Below are 25,141 nucleotides of genomic sequence, written 5' to 3' on the forward strand. Positions count from 1 at the left end.
TCCATCCCGCCGTTGACAAAAACGACCGTTTCCGCCGCTTGGCTGTGGGCTGATCAGGAATTGAGCGTGGCAAGGAAATTCGCATCCAACAAAATGGTCGCCACGCTCGTGACAAAAACGGTCGTTTTCGCCGGGCATCGGCGAGAACTGCCAGGCTGCCGCCAGGATTTCCCGCCTATGAAGCCCAAGAGGAGCTTTGCGCACGCGTCGAGAGTAATGTGGGATGCCTGGATTTCCAGCGTCGCAAACACCTCTCCGGAGCTGGTTTATCGCCCGGCGCTAAGGCTCTTCACAGCGAGTATGGTTCTTGCGGTCCAGGAAAAAGAAGAGTGCCTTATCCTGCAAGGGTACGAAGCGCTTGCCGGACAAGCGCCCATCGCCAACGATATCGCTCGCGAATGGCTCGTCGTCCGATGTCACGAAGCACAAAGGCGGGACCGGCCGGTCACAACCAAGGAAATGATCCAAAAAGAAGAGAAGTTCGCGGCGTTAGAGTCTTTGCTGCTTCCACAAAAGGGTGGGAGATGGTGCCTCGCGGTCATCGATATTCAGCTAATGCTTCCGATCCCCCGCACAAGAGCGGACATCGACGACATAGACCGGACGATCCTTCAGTTGTTATACGAGGGCTTTTCTGGAAAAGAGATCGGGCAGTACCTTGCGCTTTCCCACCGCACTATCGAGCATCGGCTTGAGCGATTGAAACATGGCTTTGGCGCACGCTCGCTTGCACAGCTCGTGGCACTCTCGATTGCGGGCGGACTAGGGAGCGGGACTTCTCACACCGGCTGAGACGATGGAAACCGATGCGGGGCGGATCAATATCATTCCCGCATTGTGCTCCTGAAAGTCAGCCATCCCCTGGTTACGATGCGCGGAAGGAAGATGGAACAGTGTGGCAATTATTGGCTTGGCGGACGAGATCGCGCTTGCTCCCCCGATTACCCCATCAGCTTTTTTTCCATTTTGGCCGGGTGGCTATCTTCTACTTCAACGTATCCGCGCGACGCGTAAAAGACACGAGCAGTCTCCGTAGACCATAAGAAGCTTTTAGAGCAGCCAACGCATAGCAGCCGCTTTTCTAAAGCTGCTAGCAGCTTGGTGCTTATTCCTTGGTAGCGTACGATTGGATCGATATACAAAAGTGTAATCTCGCCACTAACAAGAGCCGATCCGACTCCTCTTACTAGTCCGGCAACCTTAGCTGTAAGAAATATTGAGTGCGGGTTGTCAATCCACATCGATACGTTTGCTGCGGTCTTGTTCTCCAACCACTCATCTATTTCGGCAGAATTTCCGTGATGGTCAGCCAAGCAAAGTTCTGCGATTGATCGCCGCAATACACGGGCGCAGTCGGCGGCATCTATCGCCGAAGCGTCACCAATTTCCGCAGCGAGGTTTTCTCGCTGCATAATTTTTTTCTTTCCTGAATCGATCATTAGTTGTGTTTTTTGTTGCTTTCGACGTATTTGCAACCGTTTGATTCGATTGCGTATTTGTCAAAATACTCCATATGATTGCATTTTTTAAAAGACAAGATAGGCTCACATTTGTCAGCAAATGACTGCTGGCAAACCCCAATCGCTAAATGAGGTGTTGTTGCATGGATAACAAGGTTGCGAAGAATGTCGAAGTGAAGAAGGGCTCCATCAAGGCGACCTTCAAGGCTGCTGTTCTGAAGTCGAAGACGAAGGTCGACATCGGAGGTAGCCGTCAGGGCTGCGTCGCTTAAGTGAACATCCGGCGGGTGCGGCAAACGTACCCGCCACTTATGCCCTCGCTTTCAACGGGATGTTTCGCATGGACTTCGTCCAACGATTCGTAATCGACCGCTCTTTCCACCTCCGCTACTACAGCCTCGACGCCTATCTATATCGCGCAGTTGACCAGGTCGCCTGGGACGCAGACATCACTCACAATCGCCTATTTTGGGACATTTGGTCAGCATTCATGCAGCCGAGAAGTCTGGTAGACGCTGTTGAGACGCTATCCGATTACGATCCCGACGAAGTGGCCGCAGCAATCGAAGGCATGTGCGAGTCGGGCATCATCGAACCGGTGGGCTTGAAAGACCGCCAATTTGATCCTTTGACGGTAGAGCTGTCACATGTGCCACAGGCATGGGATTATCACCTGGTCTCAAGTCGCATCGACTGGATCAATTATCTGGATGGGAAGGACGTTAAACGCCAGGACCTTGAACAAATGGACAAGCATTTGTCGGAGGAGGCTGTTCCGTCGAATTTTCACAAGGCCGCCAACTCTCGACCGAAATATGATTTGCCAAGTTTAGTGCCGCTGACAGCGTTCGAATTCAATAACTCGGCGTCCGTCGCATTCGGTCATGAGAAGGCACCGCTTCCGAACGAACTGTCGCTCGATATAATCACATTGCTCCTCAACTATGCGGCCGCAAAGACGGATACCGTCAACATGTATGCCACTGGCGAGCATCTGCGAAAGGCCGTCCCATCCGGAGGAGCGCGACACCCCATCGAATTCTACGTGGTTGTCGGCGATGAGATTGCAGGTATCGAAGCTGGCGTATATCACTACAATGTTCGCCATCATCGGCTCGATGCTATCGAAATAGCGTCCACCTCATTGAAAGCACTGCAAGAGGCAAGCTCAGTGCTGCCCCGATCACGGTCAAAACCGTTCGGCTTTGCTTTCATTCATACATGTCGGTTCGAGCGAAGTATGTTTCGGTACCGCGAACCGCGAAGCTACCGTGTGATGCAGTTTGATCTTGGGCATATCCATGCCAACGAGGTTTTGGCTGCCAAAATCCTCGGCCTCGATTTCAGTGAAACCTTTTCTGTGCCGGAAAGCATAGTTGAGAGCGTCTTGACGCTCGATCCGTTCATCGAGTCCGCGATGTCAGCCTTTGTCGTCCACAGACACGAGAACCACCATGATTGAACTGCGCCCGCTTCTCCAACTGAATCTTGAAGATGGAATCCCGGTCCTCAAAGACCTCCTGACCGCCGACAGCTTTTCCTTCACCGATGTTGAACTCTTGCGGTACATTCCAGCCATTGCCAAGAACACCCCCGCCCAGACTCGGGATTTGGCTGCCTCTGTTGCTGATGCGCTGGATGTTGACCAAACCACCGCGCTCGCAGCCATCGAAGCATTGGTTGAGCTTGGTCTTTTGGTGCCATCCGCGTCGATCTCCTCGCAGAAGGCAGGAATCCAGTTGTGGGTGGATAAGGGATGGGTGGACGCACTGATCCTGCATTTCGCGAGCAGAAATCTCAATTATAATGACGATCCAATTGAATTTGGCGGGTTGGAGGATATCAAAAGCTATCCCGAACCGATGGAATCGAAGCGTAGGAAACGCGGCACCGCCACGCGATTGGTCAAGCCGTCCCGGGAGCTGGCAGCTGCAGTCATACTGGACGGGCTCATGAACAGGCGCTCGTTCAAACCCTTCACACGCAAACAACTGTCGATCACCGAGGTCAGCGAGATACTTTGGTTTGGGAACCTCTATGCGCGAGAACGCGCGGTCATCGCTGAAAATCGTGACTTCGAGTCTCCTCGCGATATAGCTTTCGACAGCGCCTTCTCAGCGTTGTCCACCTTTGTTGTCACATATGGACAGATCGATTGGCAGGATGGCTCGTTGCCACCCGGAGTCTATCGTTACAATGTCGTCAATCACGAACTTGAAGCAATCAGAGCCGGTGATTTCAAGCTGGACATGGCAAAACTCGCTATCGGTCAGAGTCGGGCTTCGAGCGGGCTATTCACGTTTGTGATCTGCGGCGATTTGAAGTCATACACATCGCGGTACAGGCACGAGCGGAGCTACCGCAATCTGCTGATCAACACCTCACAGCTCGCCCAATTCTATTTGACCCTCGCAACGATCAACGACTTCAACACCTTTCTCACGCCCGCCATCCACGATGAGAAAATGCATCTGTTTCTTGAAGCGGAGGACGACCTCCCGCTTTATCTCGTCACGGCAGGCTAGAGCATGAGCGACGAAAACCAGCATGGGTTCTATCGGACTTCGTTCGAATACGCATCGATCAGTTGGCGGAGAATGATTCCCAATGTGGCTGACACTATCGTCGTCACGCTCATCGGCGCTACTGCACTTCAGGTGGCGTCAAATGTTCTGATCACGATACTGACCCTCAATATCGCTTTTCTGAACTTTTGCTCGCTTATCTGCATGCACAATCTGAAAAGAGGGGCAAAGGCCGACGTATTTGCTGCAATCGTCCGCGCTGCTTGCATGATGATCGGGGTCTACCTGGCGCTTATCGCGGTCTCCGTCGCCACCCTCGAAGGTGCACCGCGTACCCAAACCATTGCTTTCATAGCACTGTCTGCGCTCCGGCCGTTTGTGGCTGGATGGAATGCTTACTGTGCGGAGGTTTTTTTCGCCCAGGGAAAACGACAAATTGTGCGAAGCGTCATCACGAGATCGTCGCTGATCTATGCAGGAGTTAATCTGCTCTTTGTCGGGCTGTCGCATTTCGCTGGCACTCAAAATTCGATCATATCGCTTCTCATCGGCGTATATCTTGCTCTCTTCCACAACGCCCTGGCCTACGCCAGAATCCTGCCGACCGAATGGAGGTTCAGTCGCCAGGATTTGAAGGATGTCTTCTCACTTCGGAAGCTTGATCTGGTCGGAATCGGGGCAGGGCTTTCTGCGTCTTTTATCAACATGCTCGAAATGGGGTTTCTTGCATTAGTTGGGTGGGTGGTGGCAGCAAAGTTTCCGCAAATCGCGGTTTTTTATTTCCCGTTTTTCACTTTGGTGGAATTGACGAGCGGACTTGCGATTGGGCTTGGACGCTCAGTCACCGAACGTTTGATTACGCCGCGCCCGTTTCCCCGGCTGCACGTCTTGATCGCCGTTTACAGCACGTATTCGTTGCTCTGCTTCTTGATCTACGTTGGATTAATAGGTGTGAGCAATCGGGACATATTTGCTCTCCCGCTGTCGCTTGCCGGATTGGCGCTACTTTTCCTGATCTGCGACGGGCTGCAGCTTGTGGTTCGGGGATATACGCTCGCCAAAGCTGACGGAGGCAAGCTCACGCATCTCAGCGCCATTGCATACCTAGCCTCTGGAGTGATCCTCGCGCTGGCGGCCGTCTTGGGCTCGGTTCAAGCGTTGGCCATCGCTTTGGTCTTGGGACCGCTGTTCCTTGCAATCTCCATTCCCGCCGTTCAAAGTCGAACTGCCCTAAATGCACTACCGAACAGATAAACCGAAAGTATTCGTAACCGACTCCGGCAGGTTTGTTGCTGACTGCCAGATAATTCTGCTTGGTCGCAAGATCATATGTACGGGAACCGATCTTCAGTACGAGATTGCGGTTGCAAAAGCAAAGTCTGAGCTTGCGGAGAGGATCGCGTTTGCATCACCAGACGCCTTCAATGCGCGAGTGACGCGGGTTGCAAGGCGTCTCATGCTCGAAGCTACCAATGCCTTCAACAGAGAATCCGTCACCCTGCCGTTGAGCTTGTTCGTAACGCGGCCACATCTGTGCTGGATGCGCGGCAACAACTCCACAGGATTTGCCGCACATCCCCGGCGCAAGGCAGCAATTGAACACGCGGTCAATGAGGTTTTAGAGCGCGGCTGGAACGCTCGGTTTCGACGAGATCAGCAGTCTCTTCTTAAGTTGGCCACGATCCGACGAGACGGTTCAACAGCTTGGGTACACGAATCGAGGCTCCGCCAGGTTTCCTACTGCTTGGCCAACGCCCGTGTTGCGGGACATGTCGGTTGGGGTTCCGCAGTTCGCAGAACGACCGAAGCGGCAGTGGAAGCTGCAACTAGTGAAGCCCATGCGATGAGTGCGTCGGGGCAGGATTACGGTCGCGGCGGAACCGGCGTGTCGGAGCTTCCCTCGCAACACGACCAAATCGCGTTTGTCGAGAGGCAGCCGGTGCGCATCGATGACGTCACTCATTACGTGATACAGGCGGTGAGTTATTCATGAGAGCAAGCAAAACACCGATCTTGATAAACGGCTCTCCGTGGTTGTTAGATTTCCGTCGGCGGTCAAGCCGAGAATTCGATTGGGAAATTGCCGAACATCTAGAGGTGCCCGAAGCATATTTTCAGGCGTATGACCCGCTAACAACTTGGTTCGAGTGGTTTTCTCGGATCGGCTATCGAGATTACACCGATGCTGAGGCCGAAATTGAGCGAGATGCCGAGGAAAATGTACGGCAGCACCAAGTTTCCGTTCAACCCGATCTCACGCTGACCCAGCGCCTATCGAGCGAAGGCTCGATCCAGCTTCCAGTTCCGTTCCTAAAAACGGCCGATCAATTTTGTATCTTGTCGTCGCTCCTGTACGCCGGTTTTGGAGTGGTTGAGACGCGGAAATTCCACGGTGACACGATCTTCCTAAAAAACGTACCTTCGGTTGGAGCGCGTCACGGCATTGAGGCTTATGTTTCCCTGGATGACGGGCGCTATTATTACGACTGTGAGCAGCATCGGTTGTTTTCCGCAGGCTATCGGGGTGATCTACGGAGCGGTCAGATCGATATCGTATTTCGGCCTGAGGTATACATGTGGCGTTATCAAACCGCTGCCTGTCTTGCCGATGTCTACCTCGACCTTGGCCACATATTAGGTACTCTATCGATGGTGGCGTCCCTCTATGACACGTCTATCACGAGCCGCTCTGCAGAAGCCGCTCCTGTAGACTTGATCAATGCGGTGCATCTCCAGCGAATAGCCGTTGATGGATTTAATCCATAGGCGCAGGACGGGAATGCCTGCGAACTGAAGAAGGCCGACGATCCGTTTTTCTCTTGATGAACGCCGTCGGCCAGTCGTCCGTTTTGGGCCGTAAGCGCTGACCCAGCGGCGGCAACAGCGACCGTGTCTTTATGGCGGCTTGCCAACGACAGGAGCGAGGCCCTTGAGGTGCAGAAATCGTTGCCGGGGGGCGAAGGCTGAAAGGTAAACGCGCCGCTTGTGGTGCTACTAATGGAATCCAGGTGGGTGCCATGAATGATGAGATTTGCCTGACAGGTGGCGGACGAACGACTGTCACGCGGCGCGGCGGAGTCGTGTATCGCGAAGGCGGCCCGTGGTCATCAACCGTCATTTCGCTCCTGCGGCATCTGGAAGCCTCTGGCTTCGCTGAAGCTCCTTCCGTTGTCGGCACCGGTTTCGATGAGCGCGGCCGGGAGACATTATCGTTTATCGAGGGTGAGTTTGTTCACCCAGGCCCTTGGTCGGAGGAGGCTTTTCCGCAATTTGGAATGATGTTGCGGCGACTGCACGATGCCACCGCCTCGTTCAAACCTCCCGAAAACTCGATGTGGCGCGATTGGTTCGGGCGTAACCTCGGTGAGGGTCAACACGTAATAGGACACTGCGACACAGGCCCATGGAACATTGTTTGCCGGTCAGGATTGCCTGTCGGGTTGATAGATTGGGAGGTGGCTGGGCCTGTCAGGGCGGATATCGAATTGGCCCAGGCTTGTTGGCTGAATGCCCAGCTCTACGATGACGACATTGCGGAGAGGGTCGGATTAGGCTCTGTGACCATGAGAGCGCATCAAGTTCGCCTGCTGCTTGACGGCTATGGTCTGTCTCGGAAGCAACGCGGCGGCTTCGTCGACAAGCTAATCACGTTCGCAGTTCACGATGCGGCCGAGCAGGCGAAAGAGGCGGCTGTCACGCCAGAGTCGAACGATGCGGAACCGCTATGGGCAATTGCCTGGCGCACTAGAAGTGCCTCCTGGATGCTCCATCATCGGCAAACACTGGAAGCAGCGCTGGCATAGTAGGCAGCGACCGCGCCATAAGTCGTGGGACGAAGCTGCGGACTGGGGTTGCGAGGTTAAGTTCAGCAAGCAAGGGGGAGACACTATGGAAGCTTCGTTCAGGCCGTTCGTCCGCTTTATCCACGAAAAACAGATGCAACTTCTCGAAGAGACTGCAAAAAGTCCGAAAGGCTCCTGGCTGTGTGACGCGCTCGGTGATCCGGAACTATTCTTCGCCTTGAGAGACGAGCGTATCGACGTCTACTATCGCGGACGGGCCATCTATTCCATCGAGTTCAGCGGTGGCAAGGTGACACCACGGACCCATGTGAAGTACCTGGTTCTCGACGACCGTGACCCTTACATCAAGATGCAGAACGCGTCCTTTGATTATAAACACCCATACCTGCAGGGCGATTACCAGGAGAGGGTGTCGCTCCGACAGATGAAGGCTGCCGCCAAAACCTTCTCGGGCATCGAGAGCATGGGAGTCTATGCTGCGATCAAAGACGACCCCTTTGTGATCGACGTTGAAGTTGCTTTCAACCGCAGCACGGAGGTGACGGAACACGACGAGCTGGAGGTGGGGAGGAAGCAGGATCGGGTCGATGTGGTTAGGCTTCGCAGAGCCGCTGACGGCTTCGACCTCGTCTTTTGGGAGGCCAAGCATTTCAGCAATTCGGAGCTGTTCAACGACAAGATATTGAGGCAGCTGGCCGCCTACGAAAGGCAGTTGCAGGCCAGGGAAGAACAGTTGCTCACCGCATTCCGGAATGTTTGCCGGTTCCATCACGATCTCGACCAACTGAGAAAGAGCCTGGGGTTTGACGGCGGGTCTGAGTCCCATCTGAAGACGCTGCAGGACCTCGCCAGCGGCAAGCTTGCTTTGAACGTCGTCAAGGAGCCATCCCTGTTCGTATTCGGCTTCGATAACGACCAGAAGGGAGGCCGCTGGAAAGGTCGGAAGGAGCATTTCGAGGGGGTGCTCGGGAAAGAGCGTCTGAGGGCAATAGGAGACGCATCTGACGGCTTCGAGCCTGGTGGCAAGAAGAAGGGAGTTCGCTGATGGCAACTTCCAACGCATCGCAAAAAGGAAGCTACGTTCACCTCTATGATGAGCGTGGACGAAACACCTGTCAGCTCCCGGCTGGCAACGGTCCGAAGGACGGTCTCGTAGGCTTTACCGGCTCCACCGTAAGCATCAGGCGCGGCAACAATATCTACACCTACGACGAACACGGGCGGAACACGTTCGAGAAACACGCATACTGACAAATAACAGTGAGGACGGTGATGGCGAGATCGCGCAAAAAACTGCCCTACGTCGGGGCCTGTCCCGACAGCGATAAGGCAAGCAAGAAGCTGGCTCACTAGCAGGAGCTCCATGCCGTCAAGAAAGCTTTGAAGCGGGAAGATGACATTCCCGCTTCAAAGGCATTCGGCGATTCTTGGAACGGAGACAAGGATGGGAACCATCCCGCAGTTAATTAAGATTTCAGTAAGGCCTTGTGCCTCTACTGGTCGGATAGCGGGTGCATCCCCAGAAATTGCTTCCTGAACGGCGTCCGCGTCTCGTGGTCGGCAACCTCATAGCTGACACGCAGATCGGGCACGGCGATACACCTCTCGATGGTTGATGCTAGGAAAGCGCTCGTTTTAGCTCTGCTGCCAGGCGAGTTTTGATTGATCGGCGCAGACCGCCCAGTTGCCGGGCGATAGGCTTTCCAAGCGTTCCCATCGCTCGCGACGCTCTCTTTGCATATGTCGTGAACGTCCATGCACGATAGTCGCTCGCCTTTGAACGGAAGTCCTCAACCGTGCCAAATGCCTGGATCAGGCGCTCAAGGTCAGCCATTTCGAGAATTTCGTCCGCTCCTTTTCCCTGATATCGCTTCACCATCTTTATTGCTGACGCTCGGCAGACCGACGCAATCTTGCGATGAAGGTTACTCATTGTCTTATCGCGAATAAAGACGCTGCACCCGTCGTAGCGGAAGCCAAGGTATTCGAACGGCTTGCCGGGCATTGGTTTGTCATCTTTGTCGAAAGCTTTAATGACCGATATATTTTGTCGACCGTTGCCGTCTTCAAACCGATGGATCGCTGACTTCGCTTCCTTGATAACGAGACCCTTGCCCAAGGCGCTGATTGCGGCGCGGACATCCTGCTCCATTTCCAATGCTTTTTCCAAACTGATGGGCGCAACGATCAGGATATCGTCCGAGTATCGGAAGTAGGTGCCACCGACTTTTGCGCACAGGTCGCGAACGGATTTGTCAAATTCCAGCAGATAAGCGTTTGCGAGAAGATCGGAAAGTGGTGCGCCTTGCGGAACGCCCATGCCCTCCTTGTTTGTTTTGATTATCGAGGGGAGACCGCCATCACTTGCGATCTTCGCTCGAAATGATCTGCCATCGCAAAGCTGCACCGGCATTTCCTTGAGAGACCGGAGGTATCCAAGCCTAGTTTTGCCATGCCGGTCTTTCTTTTCACCATAGAAACCGAGCCTTTCGTAGGCTTCTTCAAGTTCGACGTAGGCATATCTCGTAATCGCTTGGTAGACTCTGAAATGATCTTCTGGAAGGCGCGAGACGCCTAATAGGTCGCCCCAAACTTCCCTCAACCGGACATGGTCAAGCGATTCAAAAAAGCTGCTGATGTCCAACGCGAGCGTGCAGCAGTTCCCAAGGCTGCGGATTGCATCAACAGCCGATAGCGCGAACTCGACGTTGCTCTGTCCGCCTCGACCGTTGGACTTGAGAATCCTTCGATAAGCGATGACAGAATTGGCCAGGCCCTCCGCCAGAAGCTTTTCCTCATATGGTTCAGAAAGGAGGTAGCGGTAGTAAGAAAAAATGCAACTGTCGAGGCGAGCCGCGTAGCGGATTGGGCGATCTTTTCGTCGCCCAAATGTTCCCTTTTTGGCGAAGGCCGTCCAACCCTCGTTATATTTAAGGAATGGGTAAAACGTGTGCTTGGCAACTTGCGTGGGATTGGTCGCAATTGCTGCAGCTTCATCAACCGAAATAACAGGATCAAAATGCGGATAACGCCGAACCGTTGGTGTCCATGGCTTCACGCATTTCCCCCAAAGGCGAGAGGGGGCAAGAGAACCGTTGTGCTTCCGGTTAACCTCTCGCCCCCGACTGTTTAGAACGGGCCTGGAAACCCTACGGCACATTTAGTCGAGATAATGGACTATATTGGCTGTATGAAGAATTGCTCTTCATGCACCGTGGGCGTCCAGATACGCATGGAGGTCCTGATGGACATCGTAGCAATACTGCTGGCAGCTTTCGGGCTTGACAGCTTCAAGCTATTCTCCGTCCCCTCGGGAATACCTTTAAAACGGATAGCGCGAATATCGGGATCAATACATGCAACGTCAAGAGGTGCGAATCCGGAATCTGCTCTATCCACAGTATGAAGGTCTTTCTAGGGATCGACGGACACCTTGGCCCAGTTGACAGTTCGTTGATGACAAGGTCGAAGTCATATTCGCGCTATAAATCGATCACGAAATCAGGCCGAAATCCTGATGTGCCGCGCTCACCACCATAACCGCGAGGATTGCAAATTACTCTGGTCTTGGCAGCCATATAGTCACGGAATTTATGGATGTGGCCGTGAATCCAGACGTCGGGCCGTCTTCGCGCGATCAAGTCCGAAAGATCACTTCCAAACGCTGCATTGGTTACACTCCCAAAAAATCGGGCATCGAAGCTCCGAATGAGCGGTGCGTGGTGGGTCACGACGAATGTGCGGCCGTCGAACGGCTTTTCCAGTTCGCGGTCAATAAATGATCGGCTCGCGATATGGCGCTCAAGGATTTCCTGAACTGTGATCAGCCCGTTTTCACCGGGGCGTCGAGGGTCGGATCGGAAAATGCAGGAGAAATCCGCCATCAGCGACGGCACTAGGCCGAATGCAACAGCCCGACGTTCCTCCGGCGGAACATGCTCGTCCCCACCGATAGACACCGCAAAGTCGGTCCACAAGGTAGCGCCGACAAAGCGGCAACCGGATGTCTCGATGCTTTGATTTTCTAGGAGATGGATGCGGGTGCCTTCGATTTCGCGACGTGCTCTTTCCAGCGCAAGATCGATGCTGCTGTTGTAATAGTCGTGATTTCCCAGGACCAAGATGACGGGCATATGCCGCTCGATATCGCGTCGCAGGTAAGCGATGCTCATCGAAACGTTTTCCGAAATATCGCCTGCGCAGATGCAGATATCCGCATCCGGAATCCGAAGGGGAGCGCCCACGAGAGCATCCATCGGGGAGTAGTGGAGGTCACTGATGATCCAAGCTCTCACTCGGCCGTTCCTTTAGCAGAGGCAAAGGTGTGGGGATGACGCGCCGGAATTTCCGCCGCAGTCTTTCTGTTCAGAACTTTGGGAATTGTCTGCGTCAGCCAGATTTCATGGGCGCGTCGTCAGGCACTGTTCGTTCAGGTCGAATGCCACGGCCCGCACCACTGCGAGAGCAACCTTTTCACGGACCAAGGAAATGTTGACAGAACGGTCCCTCAACATTTCCTTGCCACCGTCTGGTCTGAGGTTGTTGCTCCTGGCCAAAGTTTTTCCAGCTGATTCCCTTGCAGTCGCTTGTGCTTGGCCAGCTCGGCAGCGAATTTCACAAGCGTTTGCTGCAGGCCGCTGAGCATGTCTTTTGCCCGCGCGTACTCGGTTCGAAGAATGCCATCGACCTCCGCTCTCAGCCTGCGGTCCTGCCACAGCTCCGAAGAGCTGCTCGTGTTTATGGAGCCTGGTAGATAGTAGGGCGACGTACCAAAGCCGTATTTCGTGATCATTTCGACGGCGAGTTCCGTTGCCATCGCGAAGTCGCTTTGGCTCGAACCTGAAGCCATAGTCGACCGGTCTCCGTAAGAGACTTCTTCCGCAGCCGCCCCGGCCAGGTGCATGGCGACTAGGTTCATCATTTCCCCCTTAGTTTTGAAGGGTAGCCTTGGGTGCTCGATAACAGTGATCCCGTGCGCATCGATGTCTGTTGCGAAGTTCCGGGCGTTATCGAACACCTCAACCCGCTCGACTCTTCCAACTCGCAAAGCGTGAGCTATAAGCGCATGACCCGCTTCGTGAATTGCGATGTGCAGCTGGTATCCTTCATTCAGAACAGGCAGGGGCTCGATCTTTTCTCGGAGGTCATCAATTGTGACGCCCCGGCGCTCCTGTCGCGCCGTCCGACGGGCATCCCGCGACAGGCGTTCCAGATCGGCACCGCTCTTGCCGGGCAGTCTGGCGGCGATTTCCTTCAAGGAAGGATGTTCGGCAAGGGATGGGAGATGGAAAGCGAGGATTTCGGCCCGGGCTTCCGCATTCGGCAAGGGGAAGTACACATGCTTCTCTAACCGACCGCTTCTGATGAGCGCGGCATCGATTCTGTTGGGGTGATTGCAAGCCCCCACGACGACGACGCCTTCTCGTCCCTCGACACCATCGAGGCACTCCAGGAGTGCGTTCACCACCTGGACGCTGTAATCAGCGTGTCTGGAATCGAATTTGGTACGGTCGCCAATGGAGTCAAATTCGTCCAGAAATAACAGGCAGGGCGCATTTTCCTTGGCGCTCGCGAAGGATCGGTACATTGCCTTGAGCATATCGCCTAGATGACCATCTTTGCTGCTCTGCCACTTTGAAATGGACGTGGCTTCCAGATGCATCTCGCACTCCGCCGCGAGCGCTGACGCAAACCTCGTCTTCCCTGTGCCCGGCGGACCGTAAAACAAGCACCCCTTGTCGACATCGGACCAGGCTAGCTTGCCGTCGCGCCAATCCTGGAGGTCTTTCTTCAGCTCCAGTGCCCAGGTGGACGCCTCACCGAAGCCTTTGGAGACATCCAGTCGTTTGACTTCGGTCGATAGGAGGCGCTGCTTGCTTTCATTCCGGAGCCGCGTCGCCGCCCGCTCGGCCGGTTGCCCAATCCGGTAGATAGCCTCCATCCTCTCTGAAGGCTGTTCGGCGATCAGCGCAATATGGTCGTCGGAGAGATTGCCGCAGCCCCGGAGCCTCCCAAGCGCTCGAAGGTGGCGGGGATCACACAGGTGGAGGCGGTCACGGACCGTTGCCGCGAGTTCGAAATCCTCATGGATTGTCGATCCCTCGGTCACGAAGACGATCAATCTGCCTGACGTGAGATGCTCAGCAGGGTCAATCTCCCAACCGCGCCGACTCTTAGACGCCGGATGTAGGCAAAAGCGAACTTTCTCATCTTTGAAGATGATTTTCGCCGCCTCCTGGATATCGTTCAACTGCCATGCGGCTGGTACCACGACGAGCCCAACGCAAAACGGATTATAGATCGGCTCGATGTTTCGGCGGACCAGGCTCACCAATGCACAATAAGCTAAGAAAAGGCGCGTAGACTTCATCGCGAGTGCTGCTCCTTCACGACGAGCCTTGAAGGGGCGGGCGGATCGCAATCCGTTCAGCTGGATCGCGATCCGCTGGAGTTTGGTGATGTATGCGTCGAGGTTGTCCTTAAAGGCCGTATCCATCGATATTCTCCGCCCGGATCAGATGAGGCCGTCGTCGAACCGATACCAACGGCTCAACGTCCGCGCGAGCTTCCGCTTCCCGTCGAGATAAAACAGCTCGGAGGTGATGCCGGGACCGTCCTTGATAGACGGGTGCCCGCTCATCTCGCCCATCAGGCAGGGCACCGCGCGGCTCGCGACAAAACAATTCCGGATGTTGACAAGCTCGTTCGGTGCTGGGTGGCTGCCGGGCAGGGCAAGTTGTTCGAGATCAGCGAGGAGCGACCTCAGTCGCGGGAGGATCACGAGGGGTGGGGTTCCAAGCCATTTGTCGTTCATCGAGAGGACCTTTTGATTCGAGTTCCGTTTGCGGGCGAGCAAGGAAATAGACCGATTCGTGAGACATACGCAAAGAAAAAGAGTTGAAATCTCCTTTGGTAAGACAAATGCCCAATATGTTGACATTTTGCAAATGAAAGCTGCTCTTCCGCCAAATGAGGATTTTGGCGAGCCAGTTCCGGGCAGCACGAGCGCTTCTTGGTAAAGATCAAGAGGATGTCGCGGCGTGGGTGGGACTGGATCGCCGCGAAGTCAGTCGATGGGAAGCCGCCAAGTACAAGCTGTTCTCTTCGGATGCCGAAAACTTGCAAAAGGCGTTTGAAAAAAACGGAATTGAATTTCTGACATCCACAGGAGTACAGGGAGCAGGGGTACGCTGGCTCAAACCGGGCCAAAAGGACCGATACCGGGGAGCGCAGTTCCGCGCGGCTCGCGCGATGGCTAACCTGTCGATGCGCGACCTCCAAACAACGTCCGGCGTGAACCGGAACTTCGTCACCCGGTTAGAAACGGGGCAAATCGCCGGACTGAATCTGGAGACTTTAAAGAAGCTGGAGCAGGCCTTTGCTCGGTTGAATATCGAACTTACCGCTGAGACCGAGAATTGGGGGGCGGGAGTCCGATGGATGGTCCCAGAACCGTTCTCTCAGTCTGCCGCGAAGGAGCATCAGTAGGCTTTTGCGTCGTCAGGTAACTCGGAAAGGTGTCCTCTCCGAGGCCCACGAAAGCGGCTCACAGGGTTCGCAGATATTCGATGTCGAGGGAATCGAATTCCTTGGCGGAGACGGTAAAGCAGGAGCCGAGATTACGTTGGAAGACTGGCGGGCACGAAGAATTCTTCCGAGGCAAACAGGTGCAAACGGCCCGAGTTCTGATCAATTTGTCCCAGACCCAGCTAGCGCTGAAGCTTGTGTCGCCAGAAAGGTCGTGACGAAATACGAGAGGGCGCGGTGAAGACGCCTGACAGGCTTTGATGAGCAGGTCGTGCGAGCTTGGAGGACGAAGGCGTGATCTTCTTTCCAGACATTGCAGGTGAGGCATAGGAGTCCGCTTAAAGCCTCGCTGTCTTCGCCGGAAACAAAACCGGAAGGGGAGACTGGGGAGCCAGAGACCCACTCGCAAGGGCATATGGGAGCAGCTACGCCGATCTGTCACCAAGTAGCAGTAAGGGTAAATGCGATGCTTTACGATCCACCGATTACAATCACCACAGAAATTGCTCAGCGACTGATTTCCCTTGAAGGGAAACGCCTTGCGGTTCCGGTAGCTCCCCTGCCAGGCGAAGGGCTCGCTGATGTAGCGTTCAGATCGGCGAGTATAAACGGCTTGTCAACGACCAATCGAATGCTGGGCAGGGAGGCCAAAGCCTTTTCGCACCAACTTGCGGCGCTGGCAACGTTCGAAATCTCGGCGATAGCCGATCTCATCGGGACACCAAATGGAGCCGCTGATCTCGTTCCAATCTCATACCCCCGGGTCAAAGGGCCGAACGAGTCAGACGAAGGCGCTGCTCTGCACCGCAATGAGAGCAGCCATTACTCATTCTTCGGCAGCAGGGTTACAGCAAAGCAGCTAATCTCTAACCGACGCGTCTCGCCACGGTCGCTCCGCGAGTCGCCACATTCCCGGGCAATATGGCATCTTGCCCCTTTGAACTTCGATCCAACAACTTTGGAAATGCTGCTGGATCATTGTCCGGTTTGCCTTGCTGCCCTAGATTTTCTGAATAGTCGCGGAGTTTGCTTCTGTCATAAGTGCGGTAGCAGAGGCGATTTGCGAAATCACCCACAACCCATCGTGAGCGTACCCCACGAGGATGCGTTGCGATTTCTCGCAGGCTTGCTTGACCCGTGTCACCCTGAAAGCAAAGTCACGCTCTCCAACCTACATCCAGACATCTCGAAGGAAGAGCCTGGTTCCATCTTCTTTTTGGGCTCACTCATTGCAAATGTGTTGGATGGTAACGTACAGCCAAATGCCCTGGCACGGCGATATTACCTCGCGGCGCAGGCCGCTTCCCCGACCAATCTGGCTCTGGCCGCGAGAGCCTTGTTGGACTGGCCATACGGATTTGAGAAACTTCTTCCTGAGTTGGAGAGGAGACTGCCGTTTTCGCGACCAAGCTTAAATGGGCATCCATTCGTCATACTTTTCGGCCAGTCTCGCCTGGTCAGCAAATCGCTCCTTAAAGTGTGTGCAAATGCGGCAAAATCGACCGATGTAAAACGGATAGCGGGCTTGGCATTCGGGGGCGTCGAGGGTGGATCGCCTAAGGACGGAAAAGCTCCTGCCATATTCAATTCAAGCGCTGAGTATGAACTTCTCAACCTTGCTGTTCGCTCGAAAGAGGTTTTTGCCCTGAAGTGTGTCACTGGGCTGCCAGTTGGCATCCTCTTAAACTGCTTTCGGTACGGTGCACTAAGATGCCCGGAAGTCGGTCTGGCTTCGGCTTTCGTACATTCGTCAATTGGTCAGACTGAAATGGCCTCATTTCTGAAGTCGGTCCCAAAGACGAAGAGCAAGGCATCGTTGCCAGTGAAGAGTTTTGTGTCTGTGATGTTCAGGCTGCTCGGCTGCCCATGGCCGCCGGTCATACGAAAGCTGTTAGAAGGCGAGTTGCCTGTGGTAAAACACTCGTCGGGTGGCACCTGGATTGACGCATTGCACGTCATCGATTTCGAGAATTGGAAGGCTATACTAAGCCAAATATTGCCATCTACGAAAGTCGTCAATGTACTTACTTGGAATGACGTTGCGTTCTACTTGGATAAGAGCCGCACATCTGCGTTCGCCAACACCCGACACCATTTCTTAAACCATGAACGTCCTACCATGGAAGAACTTGCTTCTTTCAGGGCTAAATACATTTCGATCAGGGAGATCGCGGGTCGGTTTCGTATTGGTGGGGTTAAAATGCCTGAGCAGCGTATATTATGGGAGCTGAAGCGAGCTGCGATCCACTCGCCACCTGGAAGAGATGGCTTCGGGCTACGAACTGAAGTCGAGAGTTTCTATGGACAGTCAATTTCGATATCGTAGAATAGGTCCATCAGAACCACGTTGGGTGAATCGTTTCTGACCGCGTTCTGAATCGTTTTTTCTTGCGCTCTCTGATTTTTAAGGATTATTTTGAATCATTTTGAATGGATTTCATACATCTGGCCCGACGAGCATAATTCGGTGCGCGACCGGATGCCTCGGAACCAAGTTTGCTCCACCTCGTTGCCAGTTCGTAGCTGACAATGATGCAAAGGAGGAAACGATGATTTCCGCAGATCAGATCCGTGAGCATATGGAAGTGCGGGCTGCCGACGGCACCCATGTCGGCACAGTTGATCACCTCGACGGCCCGACACGCATCAAGCTGACGAAGCTCGATTCGGAAGACGGCAAGCACCACCTGATCCCGATCGATTGGGTCGATCACATCGATGCACACGTCCATCTGTCGAAGAACGCCAGGGATGTCCGGATGCAATGGGCCACCATCAACTGAGAGCCCATCGGCTGCGGCTTGCAGGCCGCAGCCTCTTTGAAACAGGAGCCGCCATGCCGAAGCAATTGAAGAAGGGCGACGAGGTAAGCTGGAATACCAGCCAGGGAAAGACCGAGGGCAGGGTGGTCAAAAAGCAGAGCGGTCCGACGACGATCAAAGGCCACAGGGTGAAGGCATCGAAGGCCGAACCGCAATATATCGTCGAGAGCGACAAGTCGGGAAAACGCGCCGCACACAAGCCTGACGAACTCCGGAAGCTTTGAACCGGCGGTCGCTCGTTTGGCAATAGGAGATCGATATGCCAGCCAAATCGAAGGCCCAGCAGAAGGCGGCAGGCGCCGCACTCTCGGCCAAGCGTGGCGAGACGCCGAAGAGCGAACTCAAAGGCGCCTCGAAACAGATGGTCGAATCCATGAGCGAAAAACAGCTGGAGGAGTTCGCCTCAACCAAGAGGAAGGGCAAGCCCGAGCACGTCTCCAAATGAGGGAATGCGAGGTTTAGTTCGTCGTCGACTGCATCGAGAAATCCGCGACGTCATGCGCCTTTGACAAAGCGTTCAAGATCGCACGGGCAGATGTGTCATGGTCTTTTGCCATCCATCTTAGTTCGAATGTCACGCCGGCGCGTCCATCGGTGGTCCGTGCAAAGGAAACGAACAGAGCACGGCATGCGAGAGGTTTCAGCGCTTCCGACAGTTCGGGGATATCGGCATCGGCGCTGCGGATGAGAAGCGTTGCCTTGCGTTCGCAGCGCAGCCACGTATCCAGACGCTTCAATGGCGACAGGACGATGAAGGCGAGCGCGGTCGCCATCATCCCGGTCAGGATCTGGCCGCCGCCGAAACAGAGGCCGACCACCGTCATGAACCACAAGGTCGCCGCCGTGGTGACGCCGGTCATCATATCGCCGCGCCTGAGGATCGCTCCGCCGCCGATAAAGCCCACGCCCGTCAGCACGCCGAGGGGAAAGCGCAGCACGTCCATCTGGGTGAAGGAGCCAGGCGTTTTTCCGTATACCGAGAGAAGAAGGTTTGCCTGGACCATCGCCAGGCAGGCGGCAAGCGCCACCAGGATCGTGGTCCTGAAGCCCGCCGCGTGACCGCCGCGCTCTCGGTCGAGGCCGATCAGGCCGCCGGCAACCACCGTCAGCGCGATACGCGTGCCGATATCCCACCAGTTCGGCGTCAGCGGCATGGCATCCGTCAGGAACGCAGGCATGTGTTGGTCCAGACTTTGTCGTGGCGCTCTGGCTGGTCGCGGGGCTTTTGCCCTTCCTCAGCCGTGCACCGGTCTAAACGCCATGCGGGTCAGGACGTTCCCAAGGCTCCCAAGCTAGTGGCGGCTGATGAGCCAAGATTGGCGGTTCGTCTGCAGTCGGTGTATGTAGGGTGCCGACAAACAGATGGGGCATTCGCCCCGCCAGCGATAAAGCGCGCGCACTGCGCCTAAAACGGAGTTCGAGATTGGCCGTCGCCTTCACCAAGGAAGAGAGTTTCGAAACCGCTTCGGAAACCCTGCTGCCCGACCGTCCGATTTCGCCGCACCCCAACCTTGTGACGGAGGCGGGGCAGAAGGCTTTGGAGCTGCAATTCCAGCAGGCCCGCGAAGCTTATGATGCTGCGAGCACGATCGAAGACGTGAACGAGCGGCGGCGGCAGACGGCCAATCCCTTGCGTGATCTTCGCTACTTAGCGGCAAGACTTCGCACCGCCCAGATCATGCCTAACCCTACGTCAATCGACGCCGTCGCCTTCGGCTCCACGGTGACTTTCCGCCGTGATGACGGGCGCGTGCAGACCTATCGGATCGTCGGGGAGGATGAAGCCGATCCCAAGGCCGGATCGATTTCCTACGTCTCGCCGGTGGCGCGGCTTTTGATGGGCAAGGCTGTCGGCGATGCGGCGGAGGCGGGCGGCCAGGAATTGGAGATCATCGCCATCGCATAAGAGCGCGATATTTATTTTGGTACTATTCGGTACTTTATTTATCGAACCTTTACTCTCCCTGGCTAGAACGGTGACATTCCACCATCGAAAGTCATGCTCATGGTCAGCGCAATTTCCAGTTCCGCATCCACAATTTTGAGTTCCGTCGCTTCAACCTCGTCTTCGAGTTCGTCGGATCAGCTTGCCTCTCTCGAGGCCCAGCTTGCCGAAAAGAAGGCAGACCTGGAGCAGACGCAGGACGAGCAAGAGAAGGCCACGATCCAAAAATCCATCGATACGCTGGAAGCCAAGATCGCCAAGCTCGAAGCGAGCGAAAGCAGCCAATCTCAGTCGTCTGCCGCATCGAAGCCCGCCGATGAAGCTTCTGGAGAATTCTCCGGCGAAAGCGAGCGCATCGGCACGAAGAATTTTGACGAGACCAGCGAGTTCGGCAGCCGCACGGCTTACGTCTGACAAAGCGCACTCGGTCCTGCTGTATCTTTAAGTGATGCATCAAAGACGGCGCTTGGCCACCGTGACGACTTCACGCGTCAGATCCGCCAAGCGGTCGGCGGCGAGGCGGTTTATCTGCCAGTAGAGCGGGACATCGAGCGGCGTGTCGGGCACCAGTTCGACCAGCCGTCCGGATGCGAGATGCTCGTGGGTCAGCTGGGTCGGGTTCATTCCCCAGCACATGCCCGAAAGACTCGCCTCGACGAAGCTCTGCGGCGACGGCAGCCAGTGGGTGGGATAATCGAGATCGCGTCCGAACGTTCGCCTGATCCAGCTGCTTTGGAGCCTGTCCTTCTGATTGAAGGTCAGCGCCGGAGCGTTGCGTATCGCCTCCGATGTCACGCCCTGCGGAAAGTGGCGCGCGACGAATTCGGGGGTTGCCGTGGCGTGGTAGCGCAGAAACCCAAGCGCAAAACGCCGGCATCCGCGAACTGGCTTTTCCAGGCTGGTGACGGCGGCGATCACCCGCCCGCGCTGCAGCCATTCGGCGGTGTGATCCTGATCGTCGACGGCGATGTTCAGCAGATAGGAAGAGCTTTTGGCGAAATTCGACATGGCCTCGACGAACCATGTCCCGAGGCTGTCAGCATTCGTGGCGATTTGAAGCGTGACCCTTTGGCTGGGCTCGTCGGGATCGACGAGAGCCGGCAGCTGCCCGAAGAGTTCGGCTTCGAGCATGCCGACATTCTCCACATGGCGACAAAGCCATTCCCCCTTTTCCGTCGCCGTGCACGGCGTGCCTCTGACGATGAGAACGGCGCCGAGACGCTCTTCCAGCTGTTTCACGCGCTGAGAAACGGCCGAAGGCGTCACGTTCAGGACGGCCGCCGCTCTTTCGAAGCTGCCTGTCTGGACAATGGTTGCGACGGCGCGCAGCGCGGGATAGTCGAGCATGGATTAGTTTCGCTTAATCGGAGTTAGTTGGATTAATTAGCCTAATTCTCGTAATCGCGGTAGCGCAACCCTACCGAATTAAGGGGCGTTGGCCGAAGCGATGAATTTTTCGATCTATATAACCGGCCTGATGATGGGCCTCAGCCTGATTGTCGCCATCGGCGCGCAGAACGCCTTCATCCTCCGCCAGGGCTTGCGCAACGAACATGTCTTTGCCGTCTGCCTCGCATGCGCTGTCTCCGATGCGGCGCTGATCGTGCTTGGGGTGACCAGCCTGCAGCAAATCGCCAGGTTCATGCCCTGGCTCGATCCCGTCATGCGCTACGGCGGAGCCGCATTTCTGGTTTGGTACGGGGCGAGAAGCCTCTATTCGGCCTTGCGGTCGTCCGCTACCCTCACGGCGGCGGAGGCCAGAACGGCGAGTTTCCGGCAGACGCTCATGACCTGCCTCGCGCTCACCTGGCTCAATCCGCATGTCTATCTCGATACGGTCGTGCTGCTCGGCACGATATCCACACGTTACCCCGGGCAGCAGACTTCGTTTGCCGCCGGCGCGGTGACGGGTTCCTTCCTGTTCTTCTTTTCGCTCGGATATGGCGCAACATGGTTGCGGCCGATCTTCTCGAAGCCCTCGTCCTGGCGGATGCTGGAAACGCTCGTCGCTTTCACGATGTGGGTGATCGCCTTCAAGCTGCTGGGCGGCATGTGACCGCCGTTCGATCGTCGATCATCCACTTCGGCGGCCGAGGCAAGGGTGCTCAATTCCATTTCGCGCTGACAATCCGCCAGCAGATGCGACGGAAAACGCTTTAACTGCCGGATCGCATATTCATGGTTTGCATCCCTGCGCCTCTGCGACTTGAATGCGGAAAGGGCCTGTACGATATTCCAGGTGCTTGATTGCGTCATGTCCGGCCTCCTTTGCTGGCATCATTGCTGCCGACACTGAAGATATCCGGTCGATTGACATTCAATCAAACAAAATGATATGCGGTTATAAATCAGAAAAATTGAAAGATGTGACGATGAGCATTCCCTTTCGCCGTCCCATTCCGCTGCTTGACAACGATGTGCTGCGGACCTTCGTGGCCATCGCCGAGACAGGCAATTTTTCGACCGCCGCGGAAGCGGTCTTCCGCACGCCATCGGCAGTGTCGATGCAAATCAAGAAGCTCGAGGAACAGCTTGGTGCGACGCTATTTTTGCGCGACGCCCGCTCGGTATCCCTGACGCGCCACGGCGAGATGTTGCTGTCCTACGCCCGCAACATCCTGGCGCTGTCGAACGAGGCGGTGTCGCGCTTCATCATGCCGGAGCTCAGCGGCGTCGTGCGGCTCGGCGCGCCGGAAGATATCGGCGAACGGCTGCTGCCGAGCATCCTGAAGAGTTTCGCCGAGAGCTATCCCGGCATCATGGTCGACGTGACGATCGACATGAGCATCGGGCTGAAGAAGCGCATGGAGGAGCAACGGCTCGACCTGGCGTTGATCAACTGTGCGACGCGGCCGTTCCCGACCGGTGGCGAGGTGGTCTACCGCGAGAGGCTGGTCTGGGCCGGCGCCAGGTGTGGTTCGGCCCATCGCCGCGATCCCCTGCCGATCTCGATCTGGGAGGACGGTTGCATCTGGCGCCAGGAGGCACTGACCCAGCTCGAACGCAACAAGCGGCCCTATCGCGTCGCCTATCTCAGCGGCCATACCATGGCGCAGCGCGCCGCCGTGCTCTCCGATCTTGCCATCGCGCCGCTGCCGCTTTCCTATGTCAACGAGGACATGGCGCTCCTCGGCCCGAATGAAGGTCTGCCGGAACTTGGCGCCTTCGATATCCGTCTGCTGACCGCCTCACAGATGTCGGGGCCGATCGAGACGGTGGCCGACAGCATTCGCAGCGCCTTTGCCGAACGGGCAAAGGCAGTCGCCGCCTGAGGGGCCTTTCAGCCAGTGAACCTTTTGGTTTGTCGCGCGTTATTGGCGCGGACGGCATTTTGTCGCCGTTCGGGGTTGATTTCAAACAAGGATATCCGAGATGACGACAACGGCCAAAATTGCCGCAGCTTTTATGGTTCTTCTTGCCCTTTCCTCCTGCGGCAACACGATCCGCGGCATAGGGAAAGATACGGCAAACACCGTGAACGCCACCCAGGATGCCGGCCGCTCGGTCGACCGCGCCGCGAAGAAGTAGCGACTATTCAGATTGCTGCTGGGATCGCCAGATCAGGTGCTGACCGGGGAATCAAGTGTTGACCGGGGGATAAACCTTTTCCAGCCCGCCGGATCGGCTAAGGCCGGTCCGGAACGCCTGGTAGGCGGGATGCTGGCTGGAGCGGGCGGTTTCCGTCAGCCGGATCTGCAACCGGCCGGGCGCCTGAGTCCCGAGCCACATCCCAAGACTTTCGAGTTTCAAAGAGTTCAGGAAACGCGATCCGGCGGCAAGATCGAGATGGCGGCGCAGCCCGTCGAGCAGATTGTCGTCCTGGGCAGCGTTTTCCATGAGCAGCGCCAGGTATGACTTGTCGGCCTCCGACAGGGCGGCGAGCTTTTCCGCAACGGTATCGCGGTCGGGAAAGGGAATCATCGAATCGCCCGTGGTAATGGTGTTATTACCGTTATAAACTTGCCTTGACCTTCTCGGCTACATCGGCCGGCACCCATTTCGTCCACAGACCCTCGTAATTGCGAAGGAAATAGATCGCGGCATCCTCGTTGCTTTCGCGGTTTTCGTCCTGCCAGGCAAGCACCTGATTGATCGTCTCATTGTCCCATTTGCGGGTCTTGAGATAGGTCGCGACGGGCCCCGCCCGGCTGGTGAAGGACCTGGTCATCAGCGTAAAGGCGCGTGAGACCGGGTAGGAATTGACTTCAGGTCTGGCGCAGCCGGCAACGGCGGTGCAGCGGTCCCATTCGTTTTTGTTGTGGCCGACACCGAAGCTCAGGCGCGTCATGTCGTATTTGCCGAGGATGGCAGTCGGCGCCCAGTAATAGCCTAGCCAGCCGACCTTGTTTTCGAAGGCATGCGCAATCGAGGCGTCGAGCCTCTCGGGGCTGCCGGTTTCGACGAGCTCGAAACCCTTCTTATCGGCGGCAAGCGCCTTAAACAGGTTGGCGGTGGATATCTGGCAACTCCAGTCGGCGGGGCAGTTGTAGACTGCGCCCTTCGACGGATCGTCCTCGGCGGGAAACAGTTCAGGATGTTTCAGCGCGTCCTCGACCGAGCGGATGTCGGGGTGGGCGTCGGCGATGAATTTCGGGATCCACCAGCCCTCGACGGCACCGTCGGCCAGGATCTCGGCTCCCTGCACCAGCCGGCCGCTGTTGACCGCCTGATCGAGCAGGGACCTCACCGAATTGATCCAGTATTCCGAGGCAATGTCGGGGGTGCCTTTTTCATTCATCGAGGCGAAGGTCGGCAGGGTGTCGCCGTCGACGATGGTGACGGAGCAGCCATATCCGTTTTCCAGGATGATCTTGTCGAAGCTTGCGGCAATGCCTGCCGAAGCCCATTTCATTTCGGCGATCGAAACGCTGCCGCATTCGGCGGCTTCGGCCGGCGCAACGGTGGAAAGAGCCGCGGCAAAGACGGCCGGAATCAGAAACGTCTTCATCGTCATTCCCCGAATTCTTCTCAGGCGGACGCGCAGCAGGCTCTGAAATCCACCGAAAAATCTCTCCGGCACCCGAAGCGAAAATGTCTGCCGGGCGATGCCGTGCAGGCT

29 protein-coding genes are annotated in these 25,141 nt (G+C 56.0%); 20 read left to right on the forward strand and 9 right to left on the reverse strand.

Annotated features, from left to right (window positions below; genetic code table 11):
* The first annotated feature begins 66 nt into the window (after positions 1 to 66).
* On the forward strand, positions 67 to 792 hold the full coding sequence (locus tag FHT75_RS36405; RefSeq protein WP_183844977.1) for a helix-turn-helix transcriptional regulator: 726 nt from the start codon (positions 67 to 69) through the stop codon (positions 790 to 792).
* A 149-nt stretch (positions 793 to 941) separates the two neighbouring features.
* Here FHT75_RS36405 and FHT75_RS22975 read toward each other — a convergent pair whose 3' ends face one another.
* Positions 942 to 1,439, reverse strand: coding sequence for a GNAT family N-acetyltransferase (locus FHT75_RS22975; protein WP_183844978.1), 498 nt, complete (start codon positions 1,437 to 1,439; stop codon positions 942 to 944).
* A gap of 164 nt (positions 1,440 to 1,603) precedes the next feature.
* Here FHT75_RS22975 and FHT75_RS22980 point away from each other — a divergent pair, with 164 nt between their 5' ends.
* From FHT75_RS22980 to FHT75_RS23020, 9 genes are all read left to right on the forward strand, one after another.
* Entirely contained in the window at positions 1,604 to 1,732 is a 129-nt protein-coding gene (locus tag FHT75_RS22980; protein WP_179869564.1) for a trifolitoxin family RiPP peptide, read from the forward strand.
* Between the two features lie 68 nt (positions 1,733 to 1,800).
* Positions 1,801 to 2,922 (forward strand): SagB/ThcOx family dehydrogenase, encoded by a 1,122-nt coding sequence (locus FHT75_RS22985; protein ID WP_183844979.1) that lies wholly within the window; start codon positions 1,801 to 1,803, stop codon positions 2,920 to 2,922.
* The gene (locus FHT75_RS22990) at positions 2,915 to 3,985 is read left to right on the forward strand and encodes a SagB/ThcOx family dehydrogenase (RefSeq protein ID WP_183844980.1); all 1,071 of its coding nucleotides are present in this window, start codon (positions 2,915 to 2,917) and stop codon (positions 3,983 to 3,985) included. The genes FHT75_RS22985 and FHT75_RS22990 overlap by 8 nt, the downstream gene beginning before the upstream one ends.
* Before the next feature lie 3 nt (positions 3,986 to 3,988).
* Positions 3,989 to 5,239 carry a hypothetical protein gene (locus tag FHT75_RS22995; RefSeq protein WP_183844981.1) on the forward strand — a complete coding sequence of 417 codons (1,251 nt, stop codon included), beginning with the start codon at positions 3,989 to 3,991 and terminating at the stop codon, positions 5,237 to 5,239.
* Positions 5,220 to 5,978 carry a YcaO-like family protein gene (locus FHT75_RS23000; protein WP_183844982.1) on the forward strand — a complete coding sequence of 253 codons (759 nt, stop codon included), beginning with the start codon at positions 5,220 to 5,222 and terminating at the stop codon, positions 5,976 to 5,978. Before FHT75_RS22995 ends, FHT75_RS23000 begins: the two co-directional genes overlap by 20 nt.
* Complete coding sequence (locus FHT75_RS23005) at positions 5,975 to 6,751, forward strand: SagB/ThcOx family dehydrogenase (RefSeq protein ID WP_183844983.1); 777 nt, start codon at positions 5,975 to 5,977, stop codon at positions 6,749 to 6,751. Before FHT75_RS23000 ends, FHT75_RS23005 begins: the two co-directional genes overlap by 4 nt.
* Before the next feature lie 251 nt (positions 6,752 to 7,002).
* The gene (locus tag FHT75_RS23010; protein ID WP_183844984.1) at positions 7,003 to 7,788 is read left to right on the forward strand and encodes a phosphotransferase; all 786 of its coding nucleotides are present in this window, start codon (positions 7,003 to 7,005) and stop codon (positions 7,786 to 7,788) included.
* A gap of 85 nt (positions 7,789 to 7,873) precedes the next feature.
* Positions 7,874 to 8,833, forward strand: a complete 960-nt coding sequence (locus tag FHT75_RS23015) for a hypothetical protein (protein WP_183844985.1) — start codon at positions 7,874 to 7,876, stop codon at positions 8,831 to 8,833.
* Positions 8,833 to 9,039: a hypothetical protein gene (locus tag FHT75_RS23020; RefSeq protein ID WP_183844986.1), complete on the forward strand. Its 207-nt coding sequence runs from the start codon at positions 8,833 to 8,835 to the stop codon at positions 9,037 to 9,039. Before FHT75_RS23015 ends, FHT75_RS23020 begins: the two co-directional genes overlap by 1 nt.
* Positions 9,040 to 9,406: 367 nt before the next feature.
* Here the strand turns inward: FHT75_RS23020 and FHT75_RS36410 are convergent, their stop codons facing one another.
* From FHT75_RS36410 to FHT75_RS23040, 4 genes are all read right to left on the reverse strand, one after another.
* On the reverse strand, positions 9,407 to 10,846 hold the full coding sequence (locus FHT75_RS36410; RefSeq protein ID WP_312865376.1) for a reverse transcriptase domain-containing protein: 1,440 nt from the start codon (positions 10,844 to 10,846) through the stop codon (positions 9,407 to 9,409).
* A 424-nt stretch (positions 10,847 to 11,270) separates the two neighbouring features.
* A complete protein-coding gene (locus FHT75_RS23030) occupies positions 11,271 to 12,083 on the reverse strand; it encodes a metallophosphoesterase (RefSeq protein ID WP_183844988.1) in 813 nt (270 codons plus the stop codon).
* A gap of 212 nt (positions 12,084 to 12,295) precedes the next feature.
* Positions 12,296 to 14,284 (reverse strand): AAA family ATPase, encoded by a 1,989-nt coding sequence (locus FHT75_RS23035; RefSeq protein ID WP_183844989.1) that lies wholly within the window; start codon positions 14,282 to 14,284, stop codon positions 12,296 to 12,298.
* 18 nt (positions 14,285 to 14,302) lie between these two features.
* Positions 14,303 to 14,602 carry a hypothetical protein gene (locus tag FHT75_RS23040; protein ID WP_183844990.1) on the reverse strand — a complete coding sequence of 100 codons (300 nt, stop codon included), beginning with the start codon at positions 14,600 to 14,602 and terminating at the stop codon, positions 14,303 to 14,305.
* Between the two features lie 155 nt (positions 14,603 to 14,757).
* Here FHT75_RS23040 and FHT75_RS23045 point away from each other — a divergent pair, with 155 nt between their 5' ends.
* From FHT75_RS23045 to FHT75_RS23065, 5 genes are all read left to right on the forward strand, one after another.
* A complete protein-coding gene (locus FHT75_RS23045; RefSeq protein WP_183844991.1) occupies positions 14,758 to 15,276 on the forward strand; it encodes a helix-turn-helix transcriptional regulator in 519 nt (172 codons plus the stop codon).
* 505 nt (positions 15,277 to 15,781) lie between these two features.
* On the forward strand, positions 15,782 to 17,641 hold the full coding sequence (locus tag FHT75_RS23050) for a hypothetical protein (RefSeq protein ID WP_183844992.1): 1,860 nt from the start codon (positions 15,782 to 15,784) through the stop codon (positions 17,639 to 17,641).
* Between the two features lie 223 nt (positions 17,642 to 17,864).
* A complete protein-coding gene (locus FHT75_RS23055; RefSeq protein WP_097594267.1) occupies positions 17,865 to 18,098 on the forward strand; it encodes a DUF2171 domain-containing protein in 234 nt (77 codons plus the stop codon).
* Positions 18,099 to 18,151: 53 nt separating this feature from the next.
* Positions 18,152 to 18,361, forward strand: a complete 210-nt coding sequence (locus FHT75_RS23060) for a DUF2945 domain-containing protein (protein ID WP_097594268.1) — start codon at positions 18,152 to 18,154, stop codon at positions 18,359 to 18,361.
* Positions 18,362 to 18,396: 35 nt separating this feature from the next.
* A complete protein-coding gene (locus FHT75_RS23065; protein ID WP_028756545.1) occupies positions 18,397 to 18,582 on the forward strand; it encodes a DUF3008 family protein in 186 nt (61 codons plus the stop codon).
* Between the two features lie 13 nt (positions 18,583 to 18,595).
* On the opposite strand, the gene FHT75_RS23070 is transcribed toward FHT75_RS23065, so the two are convergent.
* Complete coding sequence (locus FHT75_RS23070; RefSeq protein WP_183844993.1) at positions 18,596 to 19,315, reverse strand: MgtC/SapB family protein; 720 nt, start codon at positions 19,313 to 19,315, stop codon at positions 18,596 to 18,598.
* A gap of 245 nt (positions 19,316 to 19,560) precedes the next feature.
* Here FHT75_RS23070 and greA point away from each other — a divergent pair, with 245 nt between their 5' ends.
* Together greA and FHT75_RS23080 are read left to right on the forward strand one after the other, a co-directional pair.
* A complete protein-coding gene (greA, locus tag FHT75_RS23075; protein ID WP_183844994.1) occupies positions 19,561 to 20,043 on the forward strand; it encodes a transcription elongation factor GreA in 483 nt (160 codons plus the stop codon).
* A 93-nt stretch (positions 20,044 to 20,136) separates the two neighbouring features.
* Positions 20,137 to 20,496: a hypothetical protein gene (locus tag FHT75_RS23080; RefSeq protein ID WP_183844995.1), complete on the forward strand. Its 360-nt coding sequence runs from the start codon at positions 20,137 to 20,139 to the stop codon at positions 20,494 to 20,496.
* A 39-nt stretch (positions 20,497 to 20,535) separates the two neighbouring features.
* On the opposite strand, the gene FHT75_RS23085 is transcribed toward FHT75_RS23080, so the two are convergent.
* On the reverse strand, positions 20,536 to 21,429 hold the full coding sequence (locus FHT75_RS23085; protein ID WP_028756549.1) for a LysR family transcriptional regulator ArgP: 894 nt from the start codon (positions 21,427 to 21,429) through the stop codon (positions 20,536 to 20,538).
* 100 nt (positions 21,430 to 21,529) lie between these two features.
* On the opposite strand from FHT75_RS23085, the gene FHT75_RS23090 reads away from it, so the two are divergent.
* The 3 genes from FHT75_RS23090 to FHT75_RS23100 all read left to right on the forward strand — a co-directional run bounded on the left by FHT75_RS23090 (position 21,530) and on the right by FHT75_RS23100 (position 23,610).
* Positions 21,530 to 22,138, forward strand: coding sequence for a LysE/ArgO family amino acid transporter (locus FHT75_RS23090; protein ID WP_063475209.1), 609 nt, complete (start codon positions 21,530 to 21,532; stop codon positions 22,136 to 22,138).
* Positions 22,139 to 22,412: 274 nt separating this feature from the next.
* Positions 22,413 to 23,354 (forward strand): LysR family transcriptional regulator, encoded by a 942-nt coding sequence (locus tag FHT75_RS23095; RefSeq protein WP_028756551.1) that lies wholly within the window; start codon positions 22,413 to 22,415, stop codon positions 23,352 to 23,354.
* Between the two features lie 100 nt (positions 23,355 to 23,454).
* The gene (locus tag FHT75_RS23100; protein WP_003560194.1) at positions 23,455 to 23,610 is read left to right on the forward strand and encodes a hypothetical protein; all 156 of its coding nucleotides are present in this window, start codon (positions 23,455 to 23,457) and stop codon (positions 23,608 to 23,610) included.
* A gap of 51 nt (positions 23,611 to 23,661) precedes the next feature.
* Here the strand turns inward: FHT75_RS23100 and FHT75_RS23105 are convergent, their stop codons facing one another.
* On the reverse strand, positions 23,662 to 24,003 hold the full coding sequence (locus tag FHT75_RS23105) for a hypothetical protein (RefSeq protein WP_063475079.1): 342 nt from the start codon (positions 24,001 to 24,003) through the stop codon (positions 23,662 to 23,664).
* A 31-nt stretch (positions 24,004 to 24,034) separates the two neighbouring features.
* A complete protein-coding gene (locus FHT75_RS23110; RefSeq protein ID WP_183844996.1) occupies positions 24,035 to 25,036 on the reverse strand; it encodes a glycine betaine ABC transporter substrate-binding protein in 1,002 nt (333 codons plus the stop codon).
* Positions 25,037 to 25,141 lie beyond the last annotated feature (105 nt).

The organism is Rhizobium sp. BK112 (assembly GCF_014193215.1).
GTDB lineage: Bacteria > Pseudomonadota > Alphaproteobacteria > Rhizobiales > Rhizobiaceae > Rhizobium > Rhizobium anhuiense.